This window comes from Rhodococcus sp. JVH1 (genome assembly GCF_000280725.2).
Classification (GTDB): domain Bacteria; phylum Actinomycetota; class Actinomycetes; order Mycobacteriales; family Mycobacteriaceae; genus Rhodococcus_F; species Rhodococcus_F jostii_A.
Map to the genome: position 1 here is coordinate 118,109 of NZ_CP166289.1, position 17,386 is coordinate 135,494.

General features: G+C 68.8%; 15 protein-coding genes. 3 read left to right on the plus strand and 12 right to left on the minus strand.

From position 1 onward, the window contains the following. From zwf to pgl, 3 genes are read left to right on the plus strand one after another with little or no spacing between them, the layout of a single operon-like run. Complete coding sequence (zwf, locus tag JVH1_RS00560) at positions 1–1,545, plus strand: glucose-6-phosphate dehydrogenase (RefSeq protein WP_016880334.1); 1,545 nt, start codon at positions 1–3, stop codon at positions 1,543–1,545. Next, positions 1,546–2,457 (plus strand): glucose-6-phosphate dehydrogenase assembly protein OpcA, encoded by a 912-nt coding sequence (opcA, locus tag JVH1_RS00565; protein WP_009480448.1) that lies wholly within the window; start codon positions 1,546–1,548, stop codon positions 2,455–2,457. Next, on the plus strand, positions 2,450–3,193 hold the full coding sequence (gene pgl, locus JVH1_RS00570) for a 6-phosphogluconolactonase (protein ID WP_005564790.1): 744 nt from the start codon (positions 2,450–2,452) through the stop codon (positions 3,191–3,193). The genes opcA and pgl overlap by 8 nt, the downstream gene beginning before the upstream one ends. 321 nt (positions 3,194–3,514) lie before the next feature. Here the strand turns inward: pgl and ppc are convergent, their stop codons facing one another. The 12 genes from ppc to JVH1_RS00630 form a co-directional block, all read right to left on the minus strand. After that, positions 3,515–6,271, minus strand: a complete 2,757-nt coding sequence (gene ppc, locus JVH1_RS00575) for a phosphoenolpyruvate carboxylase (protein WP_009480447.1) — start codon at positions 6,269–6,271, stop codon at positions 3,515–3,517. 46 nt (positions 6,272–6,317) lie between these two features. After that, positions 6,318–6,551 (minus strand): preprotein translocase subunit SecG, encoded by a 234-nt coding sequence (gene secG, locus JVH1_RS00580; protein ID WP_005241788.1) that lies wholly within the window; start codon positions 6,549–6,551, stop codon positions 6,318–6,320. Positions 6,552–6,676: 125 nt separating this feature from the next. Continuing rightward, positions 6,677–7,462 carry a triose-phosphate isomerase gene (gene tpiA / locus JVH1_RS00585; protein ID WP_009480446.1) on the minus strand — a complete coding sequence of 262 codons (786 nt, stop codon included), beginning with the start codon at positions 7,460–7,462 and terminating at the stop codon, positions 6,677–6,679. Positions 7,463–7,465: 3 nt separating this feature from the next. Continuing rightward, the gene (gene pgk / locus JVH1_RS00590) at positions 7,466–8,677 is read right to left on the minus strand and encodes a phosphoglycerate kinase (protein ID WP_009480445.1); all 1,212 of its coding nucleotides are present in this window, start codon (positions 8,675–8,677) and stop codon (positions 7,466–7,468) included. Between the two features lie 17 nt (positions 8,678–8,694). After that, positions 8,695–9,714, minus strand: a complete 1,020-nt coding sequence (gene gap, locus JVH1_RS00595) for a type I glyceraldehyde-3-phosphate dehydrogenase (protein ID WP_005241784.1) — start codon at positions 9,712–9,714, stop codon at positions 8,695–8,697. Between the two features lie 262 nt (positions 9,715–9,976). Next, positions 9,977–10,960, minus strand: a complete 984-nt coding sequence (gene whiA / locus JVH1_RS00600) for a DNA-binding protein WhiA (protein WP_005262275.1) — start codon at positions 10,958–10,960, stop codon at positions 9,977–9,979. After that, complete coding sequence (gene yvcK / locus JVH1_RS00605) at positions 10,951–11,976, minus strand: uridine diphosphate-N-acetylglucosamine-binding protein YvcK (protein ID WP_043782742.1); 1,026 nt, start codon at positions 11,974–11,976, stop codon at positions 10,951–10,953. The genes whiA and yvcK overlap by 10 nt, the downstream gene beginning before the upstream one ends. Next, positions 11,973–12,839: an RNase adapter RapZ gene (rapZ, locus tag JVH1_RS00610; RefSeq protein ID WP_050787545.1), complete on the minus strand. Its 867-nt coding sequence runs from the start codon at positions 12,837–12,839 to the stop codon at positions 11,973–11,975. The genes yvcK and rapZ overlap by 4 nt, the downstream gene beginning before the upstream one ends. 44 nt (positions 12,840–12,883) lie before the next feature. Further along, positions 12,884–15,094: an excinuclease ABC subunit UvrC gene (gene uvrC, locus JVH1_RS00615; RefSeq protein WP_009480442.1), complete on the minus strand. Its 2,211-nt coding sequence runs from the start codon at positions 15,092–15,094 to the stop codon at positions 12,884–12,886. Between the two features lie 68 nt (positions 15,095–15,162). After that, on the minus strand, positions 15,163–15,615 hold the full coding sequence (locus tag JVH1_RS00620; protein WP_005241776.1) for a PH domain-containing protein: 453 nt from the start codon (positions 15,613–15,615) through the stop codon (positions 15,163–15,165). Between the two features lie 13 nt (positions 15,616–15,628). Next, positions 15,629–16,120, minus strand: a complete 492-nt coding sequence (gene ribH / locus JVH1_RS00625) for a 6,7-dimethyl-8-ribityllumazine synthase (protein ID WP_005241766.1) — start codon at positions 16,118–16,120, stop codon at positions 15,629–15,631. Next, complete coding sequence (locus tag JVH1_RS00630) at positions 16,117–17,370, minus strand: bifunctional 3,4-dihydroxy-2-butanone-4-phosphate synthase/GTP cyclohydrolase II (protein WP_009480441.1); 1,254 nt, start codon at positions 17,368–17,370, stop codon at positions 16,117–16,119. Before JVH1_RS00630 ends, ribH begins: the two co-directional genes overlap by 4 nt. Between the last annotated feature and the right edge of the window lie 16 nt (positions 17,371–17,386).

The window sequence follows — 17,386 nt, forward strand, 5'->3', positions numbered from 1 at the left end:
GTGAGCGAACCCGCAGCGTCAGACGATTGGGTCAATCCACTCCGCGACGGTAGGGACAAGCGCCTACCACGCATCGCCGGGCCGTGTGCGCTGGTGATCTTCGGTGTCACCGGCGACCTGGCCCGGCGCAAGTTGATGCCCGCCATCTACGATCTGGCCAATCGTGGTCTTCTGCCGCCCGGGTTCGCTCTCGTCGGGTTCGCCCGCAGGGATTGGTCGGACGAGGACTTCGGCAAGATCGTCCACGATGCCGTCCGCGACCATTCCCGCACCCCGTTCCGGGAGGACGTCTGGGAGCGACTGTCGGAGGGCCTGCGTTTCGTCAAGGGCAGCTTCGACGACCCGGCGGCCTTCCAGGAACTGGCCCACACTCTCGGGACACTGGAACGCGAACGCGGGACCGGCGGCAATCACGGGTTCTATCTCGCGATTCCGCCGGACGCGTTCCCGGTCGTCCTGAAGCAGCTGTCCGAGGCCGGTCTCGCGCAGTCGAACGACGACCAGTGGCGTCGGGTAGTCATCGAGAAGCCGTTCGGTCACGACCTCGAGAGTGCACGTGAGCTCAACGCGGTCGTGAACGAGGTCTTCCCTGAGGACACGGTCTTCCGGATCGACCACTACCTCGGCAAGGAAACCGTCCAGAACATCCTGGCGTTGCGCTTCGCGAACCAGTTGTTCGATCCGATCTGGAACGCCCACTACGTGGATCACGTCCAGATCACCATGGCCGAGGACATCGGTCTCGGTGGACGCGCCGGGTACTACGACGGCATCGGGGCGGCGCGCGACGTCATCCAGAATCACCTGCTGCAACTCCTCGCGTTCACCGCGATGGAGGAGCCGATCAGCTTCGAACCGTCCGAGTTGCAGGCGGAGAAGATCAAGGTGCTCTCCGCCACCAGGCTCGCCCAGCCGCTCGACGAGACCACCGCGCGCGGCCAGTACGCGGGCGGCTGGCAGGGCGGTACCCGGGTGGTCGGACTGCTGGAGGAGGAAGGGTTCTCGAAGGACTCCACCACGGAAACGTTCGCGGCCATCACCCTCGAGGTCGACACCCGCCGCTGGGCGGGGGTGCCGTTCTACCTCCGCACCGGGAAGCGGCTCGGCCGTCGGGTCACCGAGATCGCCGTGATCTTCAAGCGCGCACCGCATCTGCCGTTCGATCAGACCATGACCGAGGAACTGGGGCAGAACGCCCTCGTCATCCGGGTGCAGCCGGACGAGGGTGTGACCATGCGGTTCGGGTCCAAGGTCCCGGGGTCGAGCATGGAAGTCCGCGACGTCAACATGGACTTCAGCTACGGTCAGGCGTTCACGGAGTCGTCGCCCGAGGCGTACGAGCGCCTCATCCTCGACGTGCTCCTCGGTGAGCCCTCGCTGTTCCCCGTGAACGCCGAGGTGGAACTGTCCTGGGAAATCCTCGACCCCGTGCTCGAGCACTGGGCCGCGGACGGCAGGCCGGAACCGTACGAGGCCGGCACGTGGGGCCCGCCGTCGGCAGACGAAATGATGCACCGCACCGGTCGCGAATGGAGAAGGCCGTAGATGATCACCGACATTCCCGCGACCACCACCGGACAGGTCAACAAGAAACTGGTGGAGCTGCGCAAGACGGGCGGCGCGGTGACCCTGGGACGAGTACTCACGCTGGTGGTGTGCACCCGCGACAGTGAGTACTCGGAGGACATCATCGACGCCGCCAACGAGGCGAGCCGGGAGCATCCGTGCCGCGTCATCGTCGTCGCCTGGGGGTCCCGTGACGCGGAACCCCGCCTGGATGCGCAGATCCGCGTCGGCGGCGACGCCGGCGCGTCGGAGGTCGTCGTGCTGCGCCTCTTCGGCGAACTCGCCGACCACGAGAGCAGCGTGGTGGTGCCGTTCCTCCTCCCAGACACTCCCGTCGTCGTGTGGTGGCCGGAGACCGCCCCGGAGGTTCCCGCCGAGGATCCGGTGGGCAAGCTCGCGATCCGGCGGATCACCGACGCGACCGATCGCGCGGATCCGGCTGCGGAGATCAAGAGCCGCCTGGCATCGTACTCGTCCGGTGACTCGGACCTGGCCTGGAGCCGCATCACCTACTGGCGTGCGCTCCTGACCTCGGCCGTCGACCAGCCGCCGCACTCGCCGATCACGTCGGCGGTGGTGTCCGGACTGGTGGACGAGCCCGCCGTCGACATGATCGCGGGGTGGTTGGCGAGCCGCGTCGACGTCCCGGTCACCCGGCGGGTCGGCCCGTTGTTCGTGGAGATCAACTTCGCCGACGGTGGTGCGTTGACCATCAGCCGCCCCCAGACGGGTACCACGGCGACGCTGTCCCGCACCGGCAAGCCCGATGCGCGGGTCGCGCTCCGCAGGCGGGAAACGAGCGAGTGCCTGGCCGAAGAACTACGCAGACTCGACCCCGACGAGGTCTACGAGACCGCACTCGCCGGGCTGACGAAGGTGACGTATGAGTGACATCCACGTAGAGGTCCACCCCGACACCGACACGCTGGTGACGAAGGCCGCGGAGCGGTTCGTCGACACCGTCGTCGCCGCCCAGAAGGACCGCGGCACGGCGTCGGTGGTCCTCACCGGCGGCGGCACCGGGATCGGCCTGCTCGAGAAGGTCCGGGAGAACCCGGGCGACATCGACTGGCGTGCGATCGACATCTTCTGGGGTGACGAGCGGTTCCTGCCGGCCGGCGACCCGGAACGCAACGACGTGCAGGCGCGGGCCGCGCTGCTCGACCACGTCGACGTCGATCCCGACCGGGTGCACACCATGCCCGTCGCGGACGGCATCTACGAGAACGATCCGGAGGCGGCCGCCGTCGCGTACGCGCAGGTACTCGGGGCGCACGCCGGAGGCAAGCAGGTCCCGGTGTTCGATGTCCACCTGCTCGGCATGGGCGGTGAGGGACACGTCAATTCGCTGTTCCCCGACACCGACGCGGTACGCGAGGAGCACCGGTTCGTGGTCGCGGTGACGGACTCCCCCAAGCCGCCGCCGGTGCGGGTCACGCTGACCCTGCCCGCCGTCCGGCACGCCGACGAGGTGTGGCTGGTCGTGTCGGGTGACGCGAAGGCCGAGGCCGTGGCCGCCGCCATCGCGGGCGCTCCCCCCGTCGAGATCCCGGCGTCCGGGGCCCGCGGGCTGTCGGCGACCCGGTGGCTGCTCGACACGTCGGCCGCGTCCCGGCTGCCGAACTGACGCTCTCATCCGACGGGGTCCTCGTCGTCGTCCGCCGGTAATCCGGCGGGCGACCGAGGGTCCCGCTCGACCGGTGACCGGGTGACCCGGCATTCGGTGACGATCCGACCGGCACGACGGGGGCTTACCGTGCTCGTCCCCCGCCGTCCGATTCCCCCGCGCCAATGGTCCGGGTTGCCCGTGCAGCGCCTCATCCGTCGCCCCAATTCGTCTCGGAAACGTTCGTGCTCTTTCCCGTTCTGACGCAGCGAAGGACGGTTCGGTTCCCCCGCCCCGCAAGAAAGTTCACGCACTTCTCGCGGAACGCGGGAACCGGTCCGGCTATCCGCTGTTGCGCAGCGCGGTCGCCAGCCCGTTCATCGTGAGCTGGATGCCGCGGCGCGTCTGATCACTGTCGTCCCCGGCCCGGTAGCGGCGCAGCAGTTCCACCTGCAGGTGGTTGAGGGGCTCGAGGTACGGGAACCGATTGTGCACCGACCTCTCCAGACCGGGGTTGTCGGCGAACAGGGTGTCGTTCCCGGTGATCGCCTTGTACATCCGGATGGTCCGCTCGTGCTCCTCGGCGATCTTGCCGAACACCCGTCGGCGGAGTTCCTCGTCGGGAACCAGTTCCGCGTAGCGGGCGGCGAGACCCATGTCGGACTTCGACATCACCATCGCCAGGTTCGACAGCACCGTCCGGAAGAACGGCCACTTCTCGTACAGGCGGGACAGCGTGGCCACCCTCTGGGGGTCGCCCTGCGTCCATTCCTCGAACGCCGCACCCGTGCCGTACCACCCGGGCAGCATGACCCGGGACTGACTCCACGACAGCACCCACGGGATCGCCCGGAGGTCGGAGATGGACGTGGTCTGCTTCCGTGAGGCCGGGCGGCTGCCGATGTTGAGGGCCCCGATCTCCGCGACCGGAGTCGACATCTCGAAGTACTCCACGAATCCGGGTGTCTCGTGCACCAATTCGCCGTAGGCGCGGCGGGCCAGCGCGGCGAGCTCGTCGAGAATGCGGTACGCCGGTTCGGCGTCGTCGCCGAGTCCCTCTACGTCGAGCAGGGTGGCTTCGAGGGTCGCGGCGAGCAGCGTTTCCAGGTTGCGCTGCGCGAGGCGGGGTTCCGCGTACTTGGCGGCGATCACCTCGCCCTGTTCCGTGATCCGCAGCGACCCGGCCACCGCGCCGGGCGGTTGCGCGAGGATCGCCTCGTAGCTGGGTCCGCCGCCGCGACCCACGGTGCCGCCGCGACCGTGGAAGAGCCGCAACCGGATTCCCGTCTTGCGGGCGGCGTCCACCAGATCCAGCTCGGCGCGGTACAGCGCCCAGTTGGCCGCCAGGTAGCCGCCGTCCTTGTTGGAATCGGAGTACCCGAGCATCACTTCCTGCGAGTCGCCGCGCGACGTCACCAGGGCCCGGTAGATCGGCACCTCGAGGGTGGCCTCGAGGGTGGCGGCGCCCTGCTGCAGGTCCTCGATCGTCTCGAACAGCGGCACGATGCCCACCGGGCAGGACGGCGCCTCCCCCGATCCGGGGTCGAGCAGACCCACCTCCTTCAGCAGCACAGCGGCCTCGAGCATGTCGCTGACGGAGGTGCACATGCTGATGATGTAGTTGGGCACGGCGCCCGCACCGAGTGTCCGGACCGCCTCGGCGCCGGCCTGGAGGATGGCGAGCTCCTTCGCGGTCAGCTCGCTGAACTCCGCGTTCGCGGTGGTCAGTGGGCGCCGGGTGGCCAGCTCCGCAGACAGCAACTCCACCCGCTCGTCCTCGGACAGCGACGGGTAGTCGGGGTGCACGCCCGCCCACGCCAGCAGCTCGGCGACGACGGTCTCGTGCACGTCCGAGTTCTGCCGCATGTCCAGTCCGGAGAGGTGGAAACCGAACACCTCCACCGAGTCCCGCAGGTTCGCCAGTCCGTCGTCGGCGATGGTGCCGTCACCTCCGCGCCGCAGGGAGTCGTCGACGACGTCGAGTTCGTCGAGCATCTGCCTCGGGGTGTCGTAGGGTGCGAGCCCGAGGTCGAGCCCGTGATCGGGTGCCTCACCCAGAATGCGGTGCGCGGTGGCCGTGAGACGCCCCCGGATACCCCGAATCGCGCGCCGGTAGGGCTCGTCGGCGCGGAACGGGGAATCGTCCTGCGAGGCCGCGGCCAGGAGGTCGAGTGCGGGCGTGACGGTGACGAGGCGAGCCGACATGGACAGTTCGCGCTCGAGCGTCTCGAGTTCCCCGAGGTGATGCTCGAGGGCGGTGGCCGCGGCACGGGTGGTGGCCTGCCGGACCACCTCGTCGGTGACGTACGGGTTGCCGTCGCGGTCGCCGCCGATCCACGAGCCGGGGCGCAGAATCGGTTCCCGGCCCAGATCCGCGTCCGGCCACCGCGATCGCAGGGCGCCGCGCAGTTCGGCGTTGATCTTCGGGACGACCTCGAACAGTGCCGCGTCGTAGTACCGCAGCCCGACCTCGATCTCGTCCTGGATCCGCAACCGCGACAACCGGATCAGCGCGGTCTGCCACAGGGTGAGGATCTGCCGCCGCAGCCGGACGTCGACGTCGGCCGTCTCGCTCTCGGTCAGGGCGGTCCGCTCGCGGTAGCGCATCAGTTCGGTGATGCGGGACTGGGTTTCGAATACCGTCCGGCGGCGGGTCTCGGTGGGGTGGGCGGTGATGACCGGCGACACGAGCGCCCCGCGCAACGCGTCCGCGACGACGGCGCTGTCGAGGTGCGCAGCGTCGAGTTTGGCGAACGTGGCGGTCAGGGTGCTGTCGGGGGCGGGTTCACCGGCGGCGACGTGGACGGCACGCCGGCGTTCGCGGTGGATGTCCTCGGCGAGATTGGCCAGCAGGGCGAAGTGGCTGAAGGCCCGGATGACGGGAATGGTGTCGCTCGTGGACACCTGGGTGAACATGTCCGCCAGATCTGCGCGGTCGATCTCGGAACGACGAACCCGGAACGATTCGACCCTGGCCTTCTCGACGAGGTCGAAGACGCTGTCCCCGGCCTGTTCCCGCACTATCTGACCGAGGATGCCGCCCAGGAGCCGAATGTCTTCGCGGAGTGGTTCAGTGGCCTCACGTGGGGTTTCGATCATTCATCCAGTATCGACCGGTGACGGCCCGTCTGCATGATGAAGCCGATCAGCCGAACTTGATCTCCAGGCCGATTCCGATGATCGCGATCAGCCAGATCAGGCCGGTGAAGACGGTAAGCCGGTCGAGGTTCTTCTCGACCACGGTGGAACCGGACAGACTCGACTGGACGCCGCCACCGAACAGGCTGGACAGACCGCCGCCCTTACCGCGGTGCAGCAGCACCAGCAGAATCAGCAGCAAGCTGGTGACCACCAGCAGGATATCCAGGAACAGTTCCATGTCTGTCTACGTCCACCCATCCAGTAGGAACAACAACGACCTCGTACACCCTACAGGCGCTGCCCGCCCGTGCGCCTTTCCGGTAGCTGTAGGTACCGGAAAGGCGCACGGGCGCCGAAGGCGCCTTACGGCAGAGGTCCGCCCGCGGCGATCGCCGACAGCGTCGCGAACTCGTCGGCCTTCAGTGAGGCGCCGCCCACGAGGGCGCCGTCCACATCCGTCTGACCGACGATCTCGCCGACGTTCTTGGCGTTGACGCTGCCGCCGTAGAGAACGCGGACACCGGACGCGACGTCCTGCGAGGCCAGCTCACCGAGCGTGGCGCGGATCGCGGCGCAGACTTCCTGCGCGTCCGCGGCACTGGCCACGCGGCCGGTTCCGATGGCCCACACCGGCTCGTACGCGATGACGACCTTCGCGATGTCCTCGGCGGACAGTCCGGCGAGCGAGCCCCGCAACTGCTCGACGTTGTAGGACACGTGCTCGCCGGCCTCGCGGACGTCGAGGCCCTCACCGATGCAGACGATCGGGGTGATCCCGTTCTTCAGCGCGGCCTTGGTCTTGGCCAGCACGGTGTCGTTGTCCTCGCAGTGCAGGGTTCGGCGCTCCGAGTGCCCGACGACGACGAACGTGCAGCCCAGCTTGGCCAGCATGGAGCCGCTGATCTCGCCGGTGTACGCACCCGAATCGTGGGCCGACACGTCCTGCGCACCGTAGGTGAGCAGGAGCTTGTCGCCCTCGACGAGGGTCTGCACGCTGCGGATGTCGGTGAACGGCGGGATCACCGTCACGTCGACCTTGTCGAAGTACTTCGCCGGGAGCGAGAAGGCGATCTTCTGAACCAGCGCGATGGCCTCGAGATGGTTCAGATTCATCTTCCAGTTGCCGGCGATCAGCGGCTTCCGTGCCATGCCTCAGCCCTCCAGAACTGCGATGCCGGGGAGTTCCTTGCCCTCGAGGTACTCGAGGGAGGCGCCGCCGCCGGTGGAGATGTGCGAGAACCCGTCCTCGGGCAGACCGAGCTGGCGGACCGCCGCGGCGGAGTCACCGCCACCGACGACGCTGTACGCGCCCTTCCCGGTGGCCTCGATGATCGCCTCGGCGACACCCTTGGTGCCCGCGGCGAACTTCTCGAACTCGAACACGCCCATCGGGCCGTTCCAGAAGACGGTCTTCGCGCTGGTCAGGATCGCCGCGAACCGGCGAACCGACTGCGGTCCGATGTCGAGGCCCATCCAGCCGTCCGGGATCTCGAGCACCGACACGATCTTCGACTCGGCGTCCGCCGAGAACGAGTCGGCGATGACCACGTCCTGCGGGATGTGGATCACGTCGGCGTACTGCTCGAGCAGCGCCTTGCACGTGTCGATCATCGACTCCTCGCACAGCGAGTTGCCGACCGACACGCCCTGCGCCGCCAGGAACGTGTAGTACATGCCGCCACCGATTACGAGGGTGTCGACCTTGGGGGCCAGCGCCTCGATCACCGCGAGCTTGTCCGACACCTTGGACCCACCCAGCACGACCGCGTACGGCCGCTCGGGCTCCTCGGTGAGCTTGCCGAGCACCTTGATCTCGGCTTCGACGAGCTTGCCCGCGTAATGCGGGAGCAGCTTGGCCACCTCGTACACCGACGCCTGCGCGCGGTGGACGACACCGAATCCGTCGGACACGAACGCGCCGTCGTCGCCGACGAGTTCGACCAGAGCCTTGGCGAGCTTCGTCCGCTCGGCCTCGTCCTTGCTGGTCTCCCGCGGATCGAAGCGGATGTTCTCCAGCAGGAGAACGTCGCCGTCCGTGAGCCCCTCGGCACGTGCGAGAGCGTCCTGCCCGACGACGTCGCCGGCGAGCTGGACGTTGCGTCCCAGCACCTCGGCGAGCTTCACCGCCACCGGTGCGAGGGAATACTGCGGGTCGGGCTCGCCCTTGGGGCGACCCAGATGGGCGGTGACGATGACCTTGGCGCCCGCCTCCGCCAACGCCTTCAGCGTCGGCGCGGAAGCGATGATGCGCCCCGGATCGGTGATCCGGTCACCGTCGAGCGGAACGTTGAGGTCGGAGCGCACCAACACGGCGCGCCCCTCGACCCCAGCGTTCAGCAGATCGTCGAGAGTCTGAACTGCCACTGTTACCGGACCTTCGCTCAGAGAGACTTGGCGACGAGACCGATGAGGTCGGCCAGACGGTTGGAGTAACCCCACTCGTTGTCGTACCAGGACACGATCTTGGCCTGATCGTCGATGACCTTGGTGAGGCCGGAGTCGAAGATCGAGCTGTGCGGGTCGGTGACGATGTCCGACGACACGATCGGGGCGTCCGTGTACTTCAGGATGCCCTTGAGGGGCCCCTCGGCGGCAGCCTTCATCGCGGCGTTGATGTCCTCGACGCTGGCCGACTTCTTCAGGTTCGCGGTGAGGTCGGTGACCGAGCCCGTGGGGATCGGGACACGCAGCGCGTAGCCGTCCAGCTTGCCGAGCAGCTGCGGGAGGACCAGGCCGATGGCCTTGGCGGCACCGGTGCCGGTGGGGACCACGTTCAGGGCGGCGGCGCGGGCGCGACGCAGGTCGCTGTGCGGGCCGTCCTGCAGGTTCTGGTCCTGGGTGTAGGCGTGGACCGTGGTCATGAGGCCCTTGACGATGCCGAACTCGTCGTCGAGCACCTTGGCGATGGGACCGAGGCAGTTGGTGGTGCACGAGGCGTTGGAGATGATGTTCTGGCTGCCGTCGTACTTGTCGTCGTTGACGCCCATCACGATGGTGATGTCCTCGCCCTTGGCCGGGGCGGAGATGATGACCTTCTTGGCGCCGGCCTCGAGGTGGCCCTTCGCCTTGGCTGCGTCGGTGAAGATGCCGGTGGACTCGACGACGACGTCGACGCCCAGGTCACCCCAGGGAAGCGCTGCGGGGCCTTCCTTGATGGCGAGTGCCTTGATCTTCTGGTTTCCGACGACGATGGTGTCTTCACCCTCGAGCGAGACGTCGTGCGGGAGACGACCCAGGATCGAGTCGTACTTCAGGAGATGCGCCAGCGTAGCGTTGTCCGTGAGGTCGTTGACCGCCACAATCTCGATGTCGGTGGTTCCGAGCGCCTTCTGCGCATCCACCGCCCTGAAGAAGTTACGTCCGATACGGCCGAAACCGTTTACGCCTACCCGGACAGTCACAATCTGCTCCTTTGCGCATGATTCTGGTTGTGCAGCTCTGCTCCCGCGCCGCTACGACACCACCGACGGGTGGTCGGCGCGAGGTTTCATCGGTCGATGTGGCTCTTACCCTAGTGCGCGGGCCACGCTCGCGCGCAGTCACCTCCGGGCGCCCTTTCCGTGCCGCCCCGACCCGAACGAACGGGACGCTCGTCCGATCTGGCGCAACGAGCGTCCCGTTCGTCCGGGACCGGGGGTGGCGGGAGGCGACCGCCGACGACGGTCAGGCGTCGTCGAGAAGGTCTGCGGTGACGGCCGACTCGGTGTCGGGGATGCCGGTTTCCTTGGCCTTGCGGTCCGCCATGGACAGCAACCGCCGGATGCGGCCGGCCACGGCGTCCTTCGTCATCGGCGGGTCGGCGAGCTGGCCGAGTTCCTCGAGGGACGCCTGCCGGTGCTCCACCCGGAGGTGACCGGCCGCCGCCAGATGGTCGGGCACCTCGTCACCCAGGATGTCGAGGGCCCGTTCGACGCGGGCCGCGGCCGCGACGGCCGCTCGCGCCGACCGGCGCAGGTTGGCGTCGTCGAAGTTGGCGAGCCGGTTGGCCGTGGCACGGACCTCCCGGCGCATGCGGCGTTCCTCCCACACGAGGCGGGTGTCCTGGGCGCCCATCCGGGTGAGTAGCGCGCCGATGGCCTCGCCGTCGCGGATCACCACCCGGTCGGTGCCGCGGACCTCACGCGCCTTCGCGGAGATGCCCAGCCTGCGCGCCGCCCCGACGAGCGCGAGCGCCGCCTCCGGGCCGGGGCAGCTGACCTCGAGCGCCGACGACCGGCCCGGCTCGGTCAGCGAACCGTGCGCCAGGAACGCGCCGCGCCACGCGGCTTCCGCGTCGGCGACGCTGCCACCGACCACCTGTGCGGGAAGCCCGCGCACGGGGCGTCCCCGCAGGTCCAGGAGACCGGTCTGGCGGGCGAGGGCCTCGCCCTCCTTCGCGACCCGCACGATGTACCGGGACGACTTGCGTAGCCCGCCGGCGCTGAGGACGTGGACGTCGGCGCTGTAGGTGAACAGGTCGAAGATCTCGCGGCGCAACCGGCGGGCCGTGGACCCCAGATCCACTTCCGCCTCGACCACGACCCGGCCGCCGACGATGTGCAATCCCCCGGCGAACCGCAGCAGCGACGAGACTTCGGCCTTCCGGCAACTCACATGAGTGACGACGAGACGACTGAGTTCGTCTTTGACCTCTGCTGTCATTGCCACGAAGCGCTCTCCCTTTCCTCTGGTGTCTCGGCCACTTCGCTCCCCCGAGACCCCGCATCGGGGTCGCTCCAGAGCTGTTCGAGAACGGACGCAAGTTTTCCTGCATGGTGCGTGTGGGTGCCGTGCTCCGACACGTCGGCGTACACGACGCGTGCCTGGAACTGTCCGGCGGCGCGGGCGAGGTGCTCGCGCTCGCGCCCCGGTGGAACCGAACCCGAATCGACCACGACGAAGTCGACGGTGAGTTCGGGTGCGTGTTGGGACAGTACGTGCAGATGACGCTCGGTGGAGAATCCTGCGGTCTCGCCCGGCTCCGGAGCCAGGTTGAGCACCAGCACCTTCCGCGCGGCGGTGGCGATCAGCGTGTCGAGGAGTTCCGGCACGAGGACGTGTGGGATGACGCTGGAGAACCACGACCCCGGGCCGAGGACGACCATGTCGGCGACCTCGATCGCCCGGACCGCGTCCGGGCAGGCGGGCGGATTCGCCGGCAGCAGTCGCACGCGGCGCACCTTGCCGGGGGTGGTCGCGACCGCGACCTGCCCGCGGATGCAGCGGCTGACCCGCGGGTCCGCCTCGAGGCCCTGCACGTCGGCCTCGATGTCCAGGGCGATCGGCGACATCGGCAAAACGCGCCCGTTGATCCGCAGCAACCGGGCGAGTTCGTCGAGCGCGGCGACGGGGTCGCCGAGCACTTCGGTGAGGCCGGCCAGGATGAGATTGCCCACCGAGTGGCCGGCGAGGGCGCCGATTCCGCCGAAGCGGTGCTGGATGGTGTCCGTCCAGTCCTGCACCTCGGGGTCGTCCGCGGCGAGTGCGGCGAGTGCCATCCGCAGATCCCCCGGCGGGATGACACCCAGTTCGGCGCGCAGCCGCCCCGAGGATCCGCCGTCGTCAGCGACGGTGACGACAGCCGTGACGTCACGGCTGAGCCGGCGCGCGGCGCTGAGAGTGGCGAACAGTCCGTGGCCCCCGCCGAGCGCGACGATCGCAGGCGGCTGGTTCACCGGCCTCATTCGCGCCCCAGATCACGATGGACGACGCGCACGTTCAGCCCGGAGTCCTTTCCGAGTCGGCTCGCCAAGGCCTCCGACATCGCGACACTCCGATGTTTCCCCCCGGTGCACCCCACCGCGATGGTCATGTAGCGCTTCCCCTCCCGACGATATCCCGCGATCGTCAGATCCAGCAGGTGGTGATACGTGGCCAGATAGTCCTCGGCACCGTCCTGCGACAACACGTAGTCCCGCACGTCCTCGCTCTGCCCGGTGTGCGGACGCAACTCGGGAATCCAGTGCGGGTTGGGCAGGAAGCGGACGTCGCAGACGAGATCGGCGTCCATCGGAAGACCGTACTTGAAACCGAACGACTGGACTGTTACCTGCATGGTCCGGTTCTCGGCGTCGCCGAACGCGTCCTCGATCTTCTGCCGCAACTGGTGCGCGGCCAGGGACGACGTGTCGATCACCAGATCCGCGGCGGCCTTCACCTTCGCGAGCTGATCGCGCTCGGCGGCGATGCCCTCCGACAGGGTGCCCTCGGCGCCTCCCCCCGACAGCGGGTGACTGCGGCGCACCTGTTCGAAACGTCGCACCAGGACCTCGTCCGACGCGTCGAGGTACAGCACCCGCGTGTGCACGGGTTTGCTCTCCAGTTCGGTGAGGACCCAGCCGAGATCGCCGGTGAACAACCGGCTGCGCACGTCGATGACGACGGCGAGCCGCTCGAGCCGCGAATCGGATTCCAGGCTCAGATCCACCATCCGGGAAATCAGTTCCGGGGGAAGGTTGTCCGCGACATACCAGCCGAGGTCCTCGAGGACCTTCGCCGCAGTCTGCAGACCCGCCCCGGAGAGCCCGGTGACGAGAAGGAAGTCCATCGGCCGAACCGTGGGTGGACGGTCACTCTGCGCGTGCTGCTCGTTCACTCGACACCTGTCCGTTGCGAAGCGCTCTGTGCTGCCGGGCCGTGCTGTTCTACCGGTTCGCGGGGAATGTCCGCGCCGTTCCGTTCTGCCGTGCCCGGCCCGTTCCGATCTGGTTCATCATCCCCCACTCCCACGACGTCCGCAGACGGTTCCTCCGCCCCGAGAGCGGTGAGTACCGCTTTCGCCGTGGCCGTTCCGATGCCCGGCACCGCGGTGATCTCCTCGACTGACGCCTGCTTGAGGCGGGCGACGGAACCGAAATGCGTCACCAGGGCCTTGCGCCGGGTCTCGCCGAGCCCGCGGACCGAGTCGAGTGCGGACGCCGTCATCCGACGGGACCGCTTGCTGCGGTGGAACGTGATCGCGAAGCGGTGTGCCTCGTCGCGCACCCGCTGCAACAGGTACAGCGACTCGCTCGTGCGCGGGAGGATGACCGGGTCCTCCTCCCCCGGCACCCACACCTCCTCGAGCCGTTTCGCCAGCCCGATCACGGCGACGTCGGTGATGCCCAGTTCGTCGAGGACCGCCGAGGCCGCGGCCACCTGCGGGGCTCCGCCGTCCACGACGAACAGGTTCGGTGGGTACGCGAACCGCCGCGGCCTGCCGGTCTGCGGATCGATCGCCGCCTCCGGGGCCAGGTCGCCGCCGTCCCCGCCCGACACCTGGTCGGCGTCCGCCCCGGCCGACACCTGGTCGGCGTCCGCCCCGGCCGCTTCGGCACGTAGCACCCCGACGTCGCGGTTGTGCCGGAGGAACCGTCGCCGGGTGACCTCGGCAATGCTGGCGACGTCGTCGGAGCGACCATCGCCCGCCGCCTCCTTGATCGCGTAGTGGCGGTAGTCGGACTTGCGGGGCAGGCCGTCCTCGAAGACGACGAGGGAGGCCACCACGTCGGTGCCCTGCACGTGGCTGATGTCGACGCATTCGATGCGCAGAGGCGCCGAATCCAGGTCGAGGGCCTCCTGGATGCCCTGCAGCGCCGCCGACCGGGACGTGAAGTCGCCGGCGCGGCGCAGCTTGTGCTGTTGCAGCGCCTCCGTGGCGTTGCGCTGCACGGTCTCGGCGAGGGCCTTCTTGTCGCCGCGCTGGGGCACGCGGAGGCGGACCGCGGAGCCGCGGAGACCGCTGAGCCACTCCTGCACCTGTTCGGCGTCGGGCGGCAGCACGGGCACCAGGACCTCCCGCGGCACGCCGCTGGTGCCGGCCTCCTGGTCGGTCGCGCCCGACAGCGCTGCCTGCTCCCCGTAGAACTGGGTGAGGAACTGCTCGACGAGCAGCGGCAGGTCCGATCCCGCCTCGGAATCGACGCTGGCCCAGTCGATGACGTCACCGGCCTTCTCGACGACCCAGCCGCGCTGGCCGCGCACGCGGCCGCCCCGGACGTGGAAGACCTGGACCGCGGCCTCGAGTTCGTCGGTCGCGAAGGCGGCGACGTCGGCGTCGGTACCGTCGCCGAGCACGACGGCCTGCTTCTCGAGCGCCCGCCGTAACGCGCCCACGTCGTCTCGCAGCCGCGCCGCCGTCTCGAAGTCGAGTTCTTCGGACGCCTCCTGCATCCGGGCCTCCAGCTGCCGGACCAGCCGGTCGGTGCGTCCCGACAGGAAGTCGCAGAAGTCTTCGACGATCTTGCGGTGCTCGGCCGCGGACACCCGTCCGACGCACGGCGCGGAGCATTTGTCGATGTAGCCGAGCAGGCAGGGACGGCCGATCTGGTTGTGACGCTTGAACACCCCGGCCGAGCAGGTGCGGGCGGGAAAGACCCGCAGCAGCAGGTCGAGGGTTTCGCGGATGGCCCACGCGTGCGAGTAGGGACCGAAGTAGCGGACACCCTTGCGTCTGGGCCCGCGGTAGACGAACAGCCGGGGGTACTCCTCGTTCAGGGTGACCGCGAGAACCGGGTACGTCTTGTCGTCGCGGTAGCGGACGTTGAACCGGGGATCGAATTCCTTGATCCAGTTGTACTCGAGCTGGAGAGCCTCGACCTCGGTGCTCACCACGGTCCACTCGACGCTGCCGGCCGTGGTCACCATCTGGCGGGTGCGCGGGTGCAGCGTCGAGACGTCGGCGAAATAGGAATTCAGCCGTGAACGAAGACTCTTCGCCTTCCCGACATAGATGACCCGGCCGTGCGGATCGCGGAACTTGTACACACCCGGGTCGACCGGAATCGTTCCGGTCGCGGGGCGATATGTCGAAGGATCGGGCACCCCTCCACGTTAGTCGGCGCCACCGACCAACCCCGCATCCGCGACGTCGCGGAGGGCCGACCCCCGGTTCAGGACGGTGCGTACTCCGACGCGAGTGCGCGGAAGCGGTCGACGGCGTCCACGGCGTATTCGCGATCGTTCGACTGGATGGCCATCACAGCCAGGTATTCGTCGTCGGGCAGCTCGATCCGGGCCCACGCCGCGCCGTCCGGGAACGACAACCCCTCGTACAGGTCCCAGTCGACGATGCGCTCCCCGAGGACGTTGCGGACGGCGATGCCGCGGGGCCCGACCCGCAACCGGGGCCGGGTCAGCAGCAGGACGGCTGCCGCGAGGAGGCAGCCGATTCCCGCGAACGCCAGCTGGTCGGCGAGCCGGAAGTACACGCCCGTGGAATCGCCGCGCAGCAGGATTGCGAACGTCACATGTACGACGACGAGAAGAATCGCGACACCGATGGCGTATCGACGCGACTTGCGTGGCGTCGCGACGAGTGTCCACTCGGATTCGGGAGTGGTCATGGATGGATCCGGATCATACGAAGGACTCCTCGGCGCGGCGCAGTCGCGCCAACGTGACTGCGGTGTCCAGCGCGGCCGCGCACGCCTGACCGCCCTTGTCCTCGACGGAGCCGGGCAGGCCACTGCGGTCGACGGCCTGCTGCTCGGTGTCCGTGGTGAGCACACCGTTCCCGACCGGGGTGCTCTCGTCCAGCGAGACCCGGGTCAGACCGGCCGTGACGGCGTCGCAGACGTATTCGAAGTGCGGCGTCCCGCCGCGGATCACGACACCGAGCGCGACGACGGCGTCGTGGGTGCGGGCCAGGGCCTGCGCCACCACCGGCAGTTCGATGGCACCGGCGACCCGGACCAGGGTGACGTTCTTCACGTTCGCCTCGGCCGCCACCCGCTGCGCGCCGGCGATCAGCGCCTCGGAGATCTCGGCGTGCCAGCTGCCGGCGACGATGGCGAGCCGGAGGTCGCCCGCCTCACCGAGTTGCAGCTCCGGCAGTCCCTCACCACTCACAGCATTTCTCCCGCTTCGAAGTCGTCGAGCCCGATCAGGTCGTGGCCCATGCGGTCGCGCTTCGTGCGCAGGTACGTCAGATTCTCGGCGTTCGCCCGCAGCGGCATCGACACCCGCTCGGTGATCTGCAGGCCGTAGCCGTCGAGACCGACCCGCTTGGCCGGGTTGTTGGTGAGCAGACGCATCGAGGAGATGCCCAGATCCACGAGGATCTGCGCGCCGATGCCGTAGTCGCGGGCGTCGGCGGGCAGCCCCAGCTCGAGGTTGGCGTCGACGGTGTCCGAACCCGCGTCCTGCAACTGGTAGGCCTGCAGCTTGTGCATGAGGCCGATGCCCCGGCCCTCGTGCCCGCGCATGTACAGGACCACACCGCGGCCCTCCTGCGCGACCATGTCCAGCGCGGCGTCGAGCTGGGGACCGCAGTCGCACCGCAGCGAACCGAACACGTCGCCGGTGAGGCATTCGGAGTGCACGCGCACGAGCACGTCGCTGCCGTCGCCGTCCGGGCCGGGCAGGTCGCCGCGGACCAGCGCCACGTGCTCGACGTCGTCGTAGATGCTCCGGTAGCCGACGGCCGTGAACTCGCCGTGCCGGGTGGGGATGCGCGCCGACGCGACCCGCTCCACGTGCTTCTCGTGCTTGCGGCGCCACGCGATCAGGTCGGCGATCGAGATCAGGGCAAGGTTGTGGTCGTCGGCAAAGACCCGCAGCTCGTCGGTCTGGGCCATGTGGCCCTCGTCCTTCTGGCTGACGATCTCGCAGATCACACCCGCAGGCCGGAGGTCGGCCATCCGGGCGAGGTCGACGGCGGCCTCGGTGTGGCCGGGACGGCGCAGCACGCCGCCCTCCTTGGCGCGCAGCGGCACGACGTGGCCGGGCCGGGTGAAGTCCTGGGCGCCGCTGGACGGGTCGGCCAGCAACCGCATGGTGGCGGCGCGGTCGGACGCGGAGATGCCGGTTCCGATGCCCTCCCGGGCGTCGACGGTCACGGTGTACGCGGTGCCGTGCTTGTCCTGGTTGGTGGCGTACATCGGCGGCAGGCCGAGGCGGTCGCAGTCGGCGCCGTCGAGCGGCACACAGAGATAGCCGGACGTGTATCGAACCATGAAGGCAACCAACTCGGGGGTGGCCTTCTCCGCGGCGAAGATGAGGTCTCCCTCGTTCTCGCGGTCCTCGTCGTCGACGACGACGACTGCCTTGCCTGCGGCGATGTCCGCAACGGCGCGCTCGATACTGTCGAACCTGGTCACGTGCTCGGTCTCCAAA

What these genes read in the sequence shown, in the direction of transcription:
- yvcK (WP_043782742.1), bottom strand. Translation starts at nt 11,976, where the DNA reads ATGAGGCCGGTGAACCAGCCGCCTGCGATCGTCGCGCTCGGCGGGGGC.
- opcA (WP_009480448.1), top strand. Translation starts at nt 1,546, where the DNA reads ATGATCACCGACATTCCCGCGACCACCACCGGACAGGTCAACAAGAAA.
- secG (WP_005241788.1), bottom strand. Translation starts at nt 6,551, where the DNA reads ATGGAACTGTTCCTGGATATCCTGCTGGTGGTCACCAGCTTGCTGCTG.
- pgl (WP_005564790.1), top strand. Translation starts at nt 2,450, where the DNA reads ATGAGTGACATCCACGTAGAGGTCCACCCCGACACCGACACGCTGGTG.
- JVH1_RS00620 (WP_005241776.1), bottom strand. Translation starts at nt 15,615, where the DNA reads ATGACCACTCCCGAATCCGAGTGGACACTCGTCGCGACGCCACGCAAG.
- tpiA (WP_009480446.1), bottom strand. Translation starts at nt 7,462, where the DNA reads ATGGCACGGAAGCCGCTGATCGCCGGCAACTGGAAGATGAATCTGAAC.
- ppc (WP_009480447.1), bottom strand. Translation starts at nt 6,271, where the DNA reads ATGATCGAAACCCCACGTGAGGCCACTGAACCACTCCGCGAAGACATT.
- rapZ (WP_050787545.1), bottom strand. Translation starts at nt 12,839, where the DNA reads ATGGACTTCCTTCTCGTCACCGGGCTCTCCGGGGCGGGTCTGCAGACT.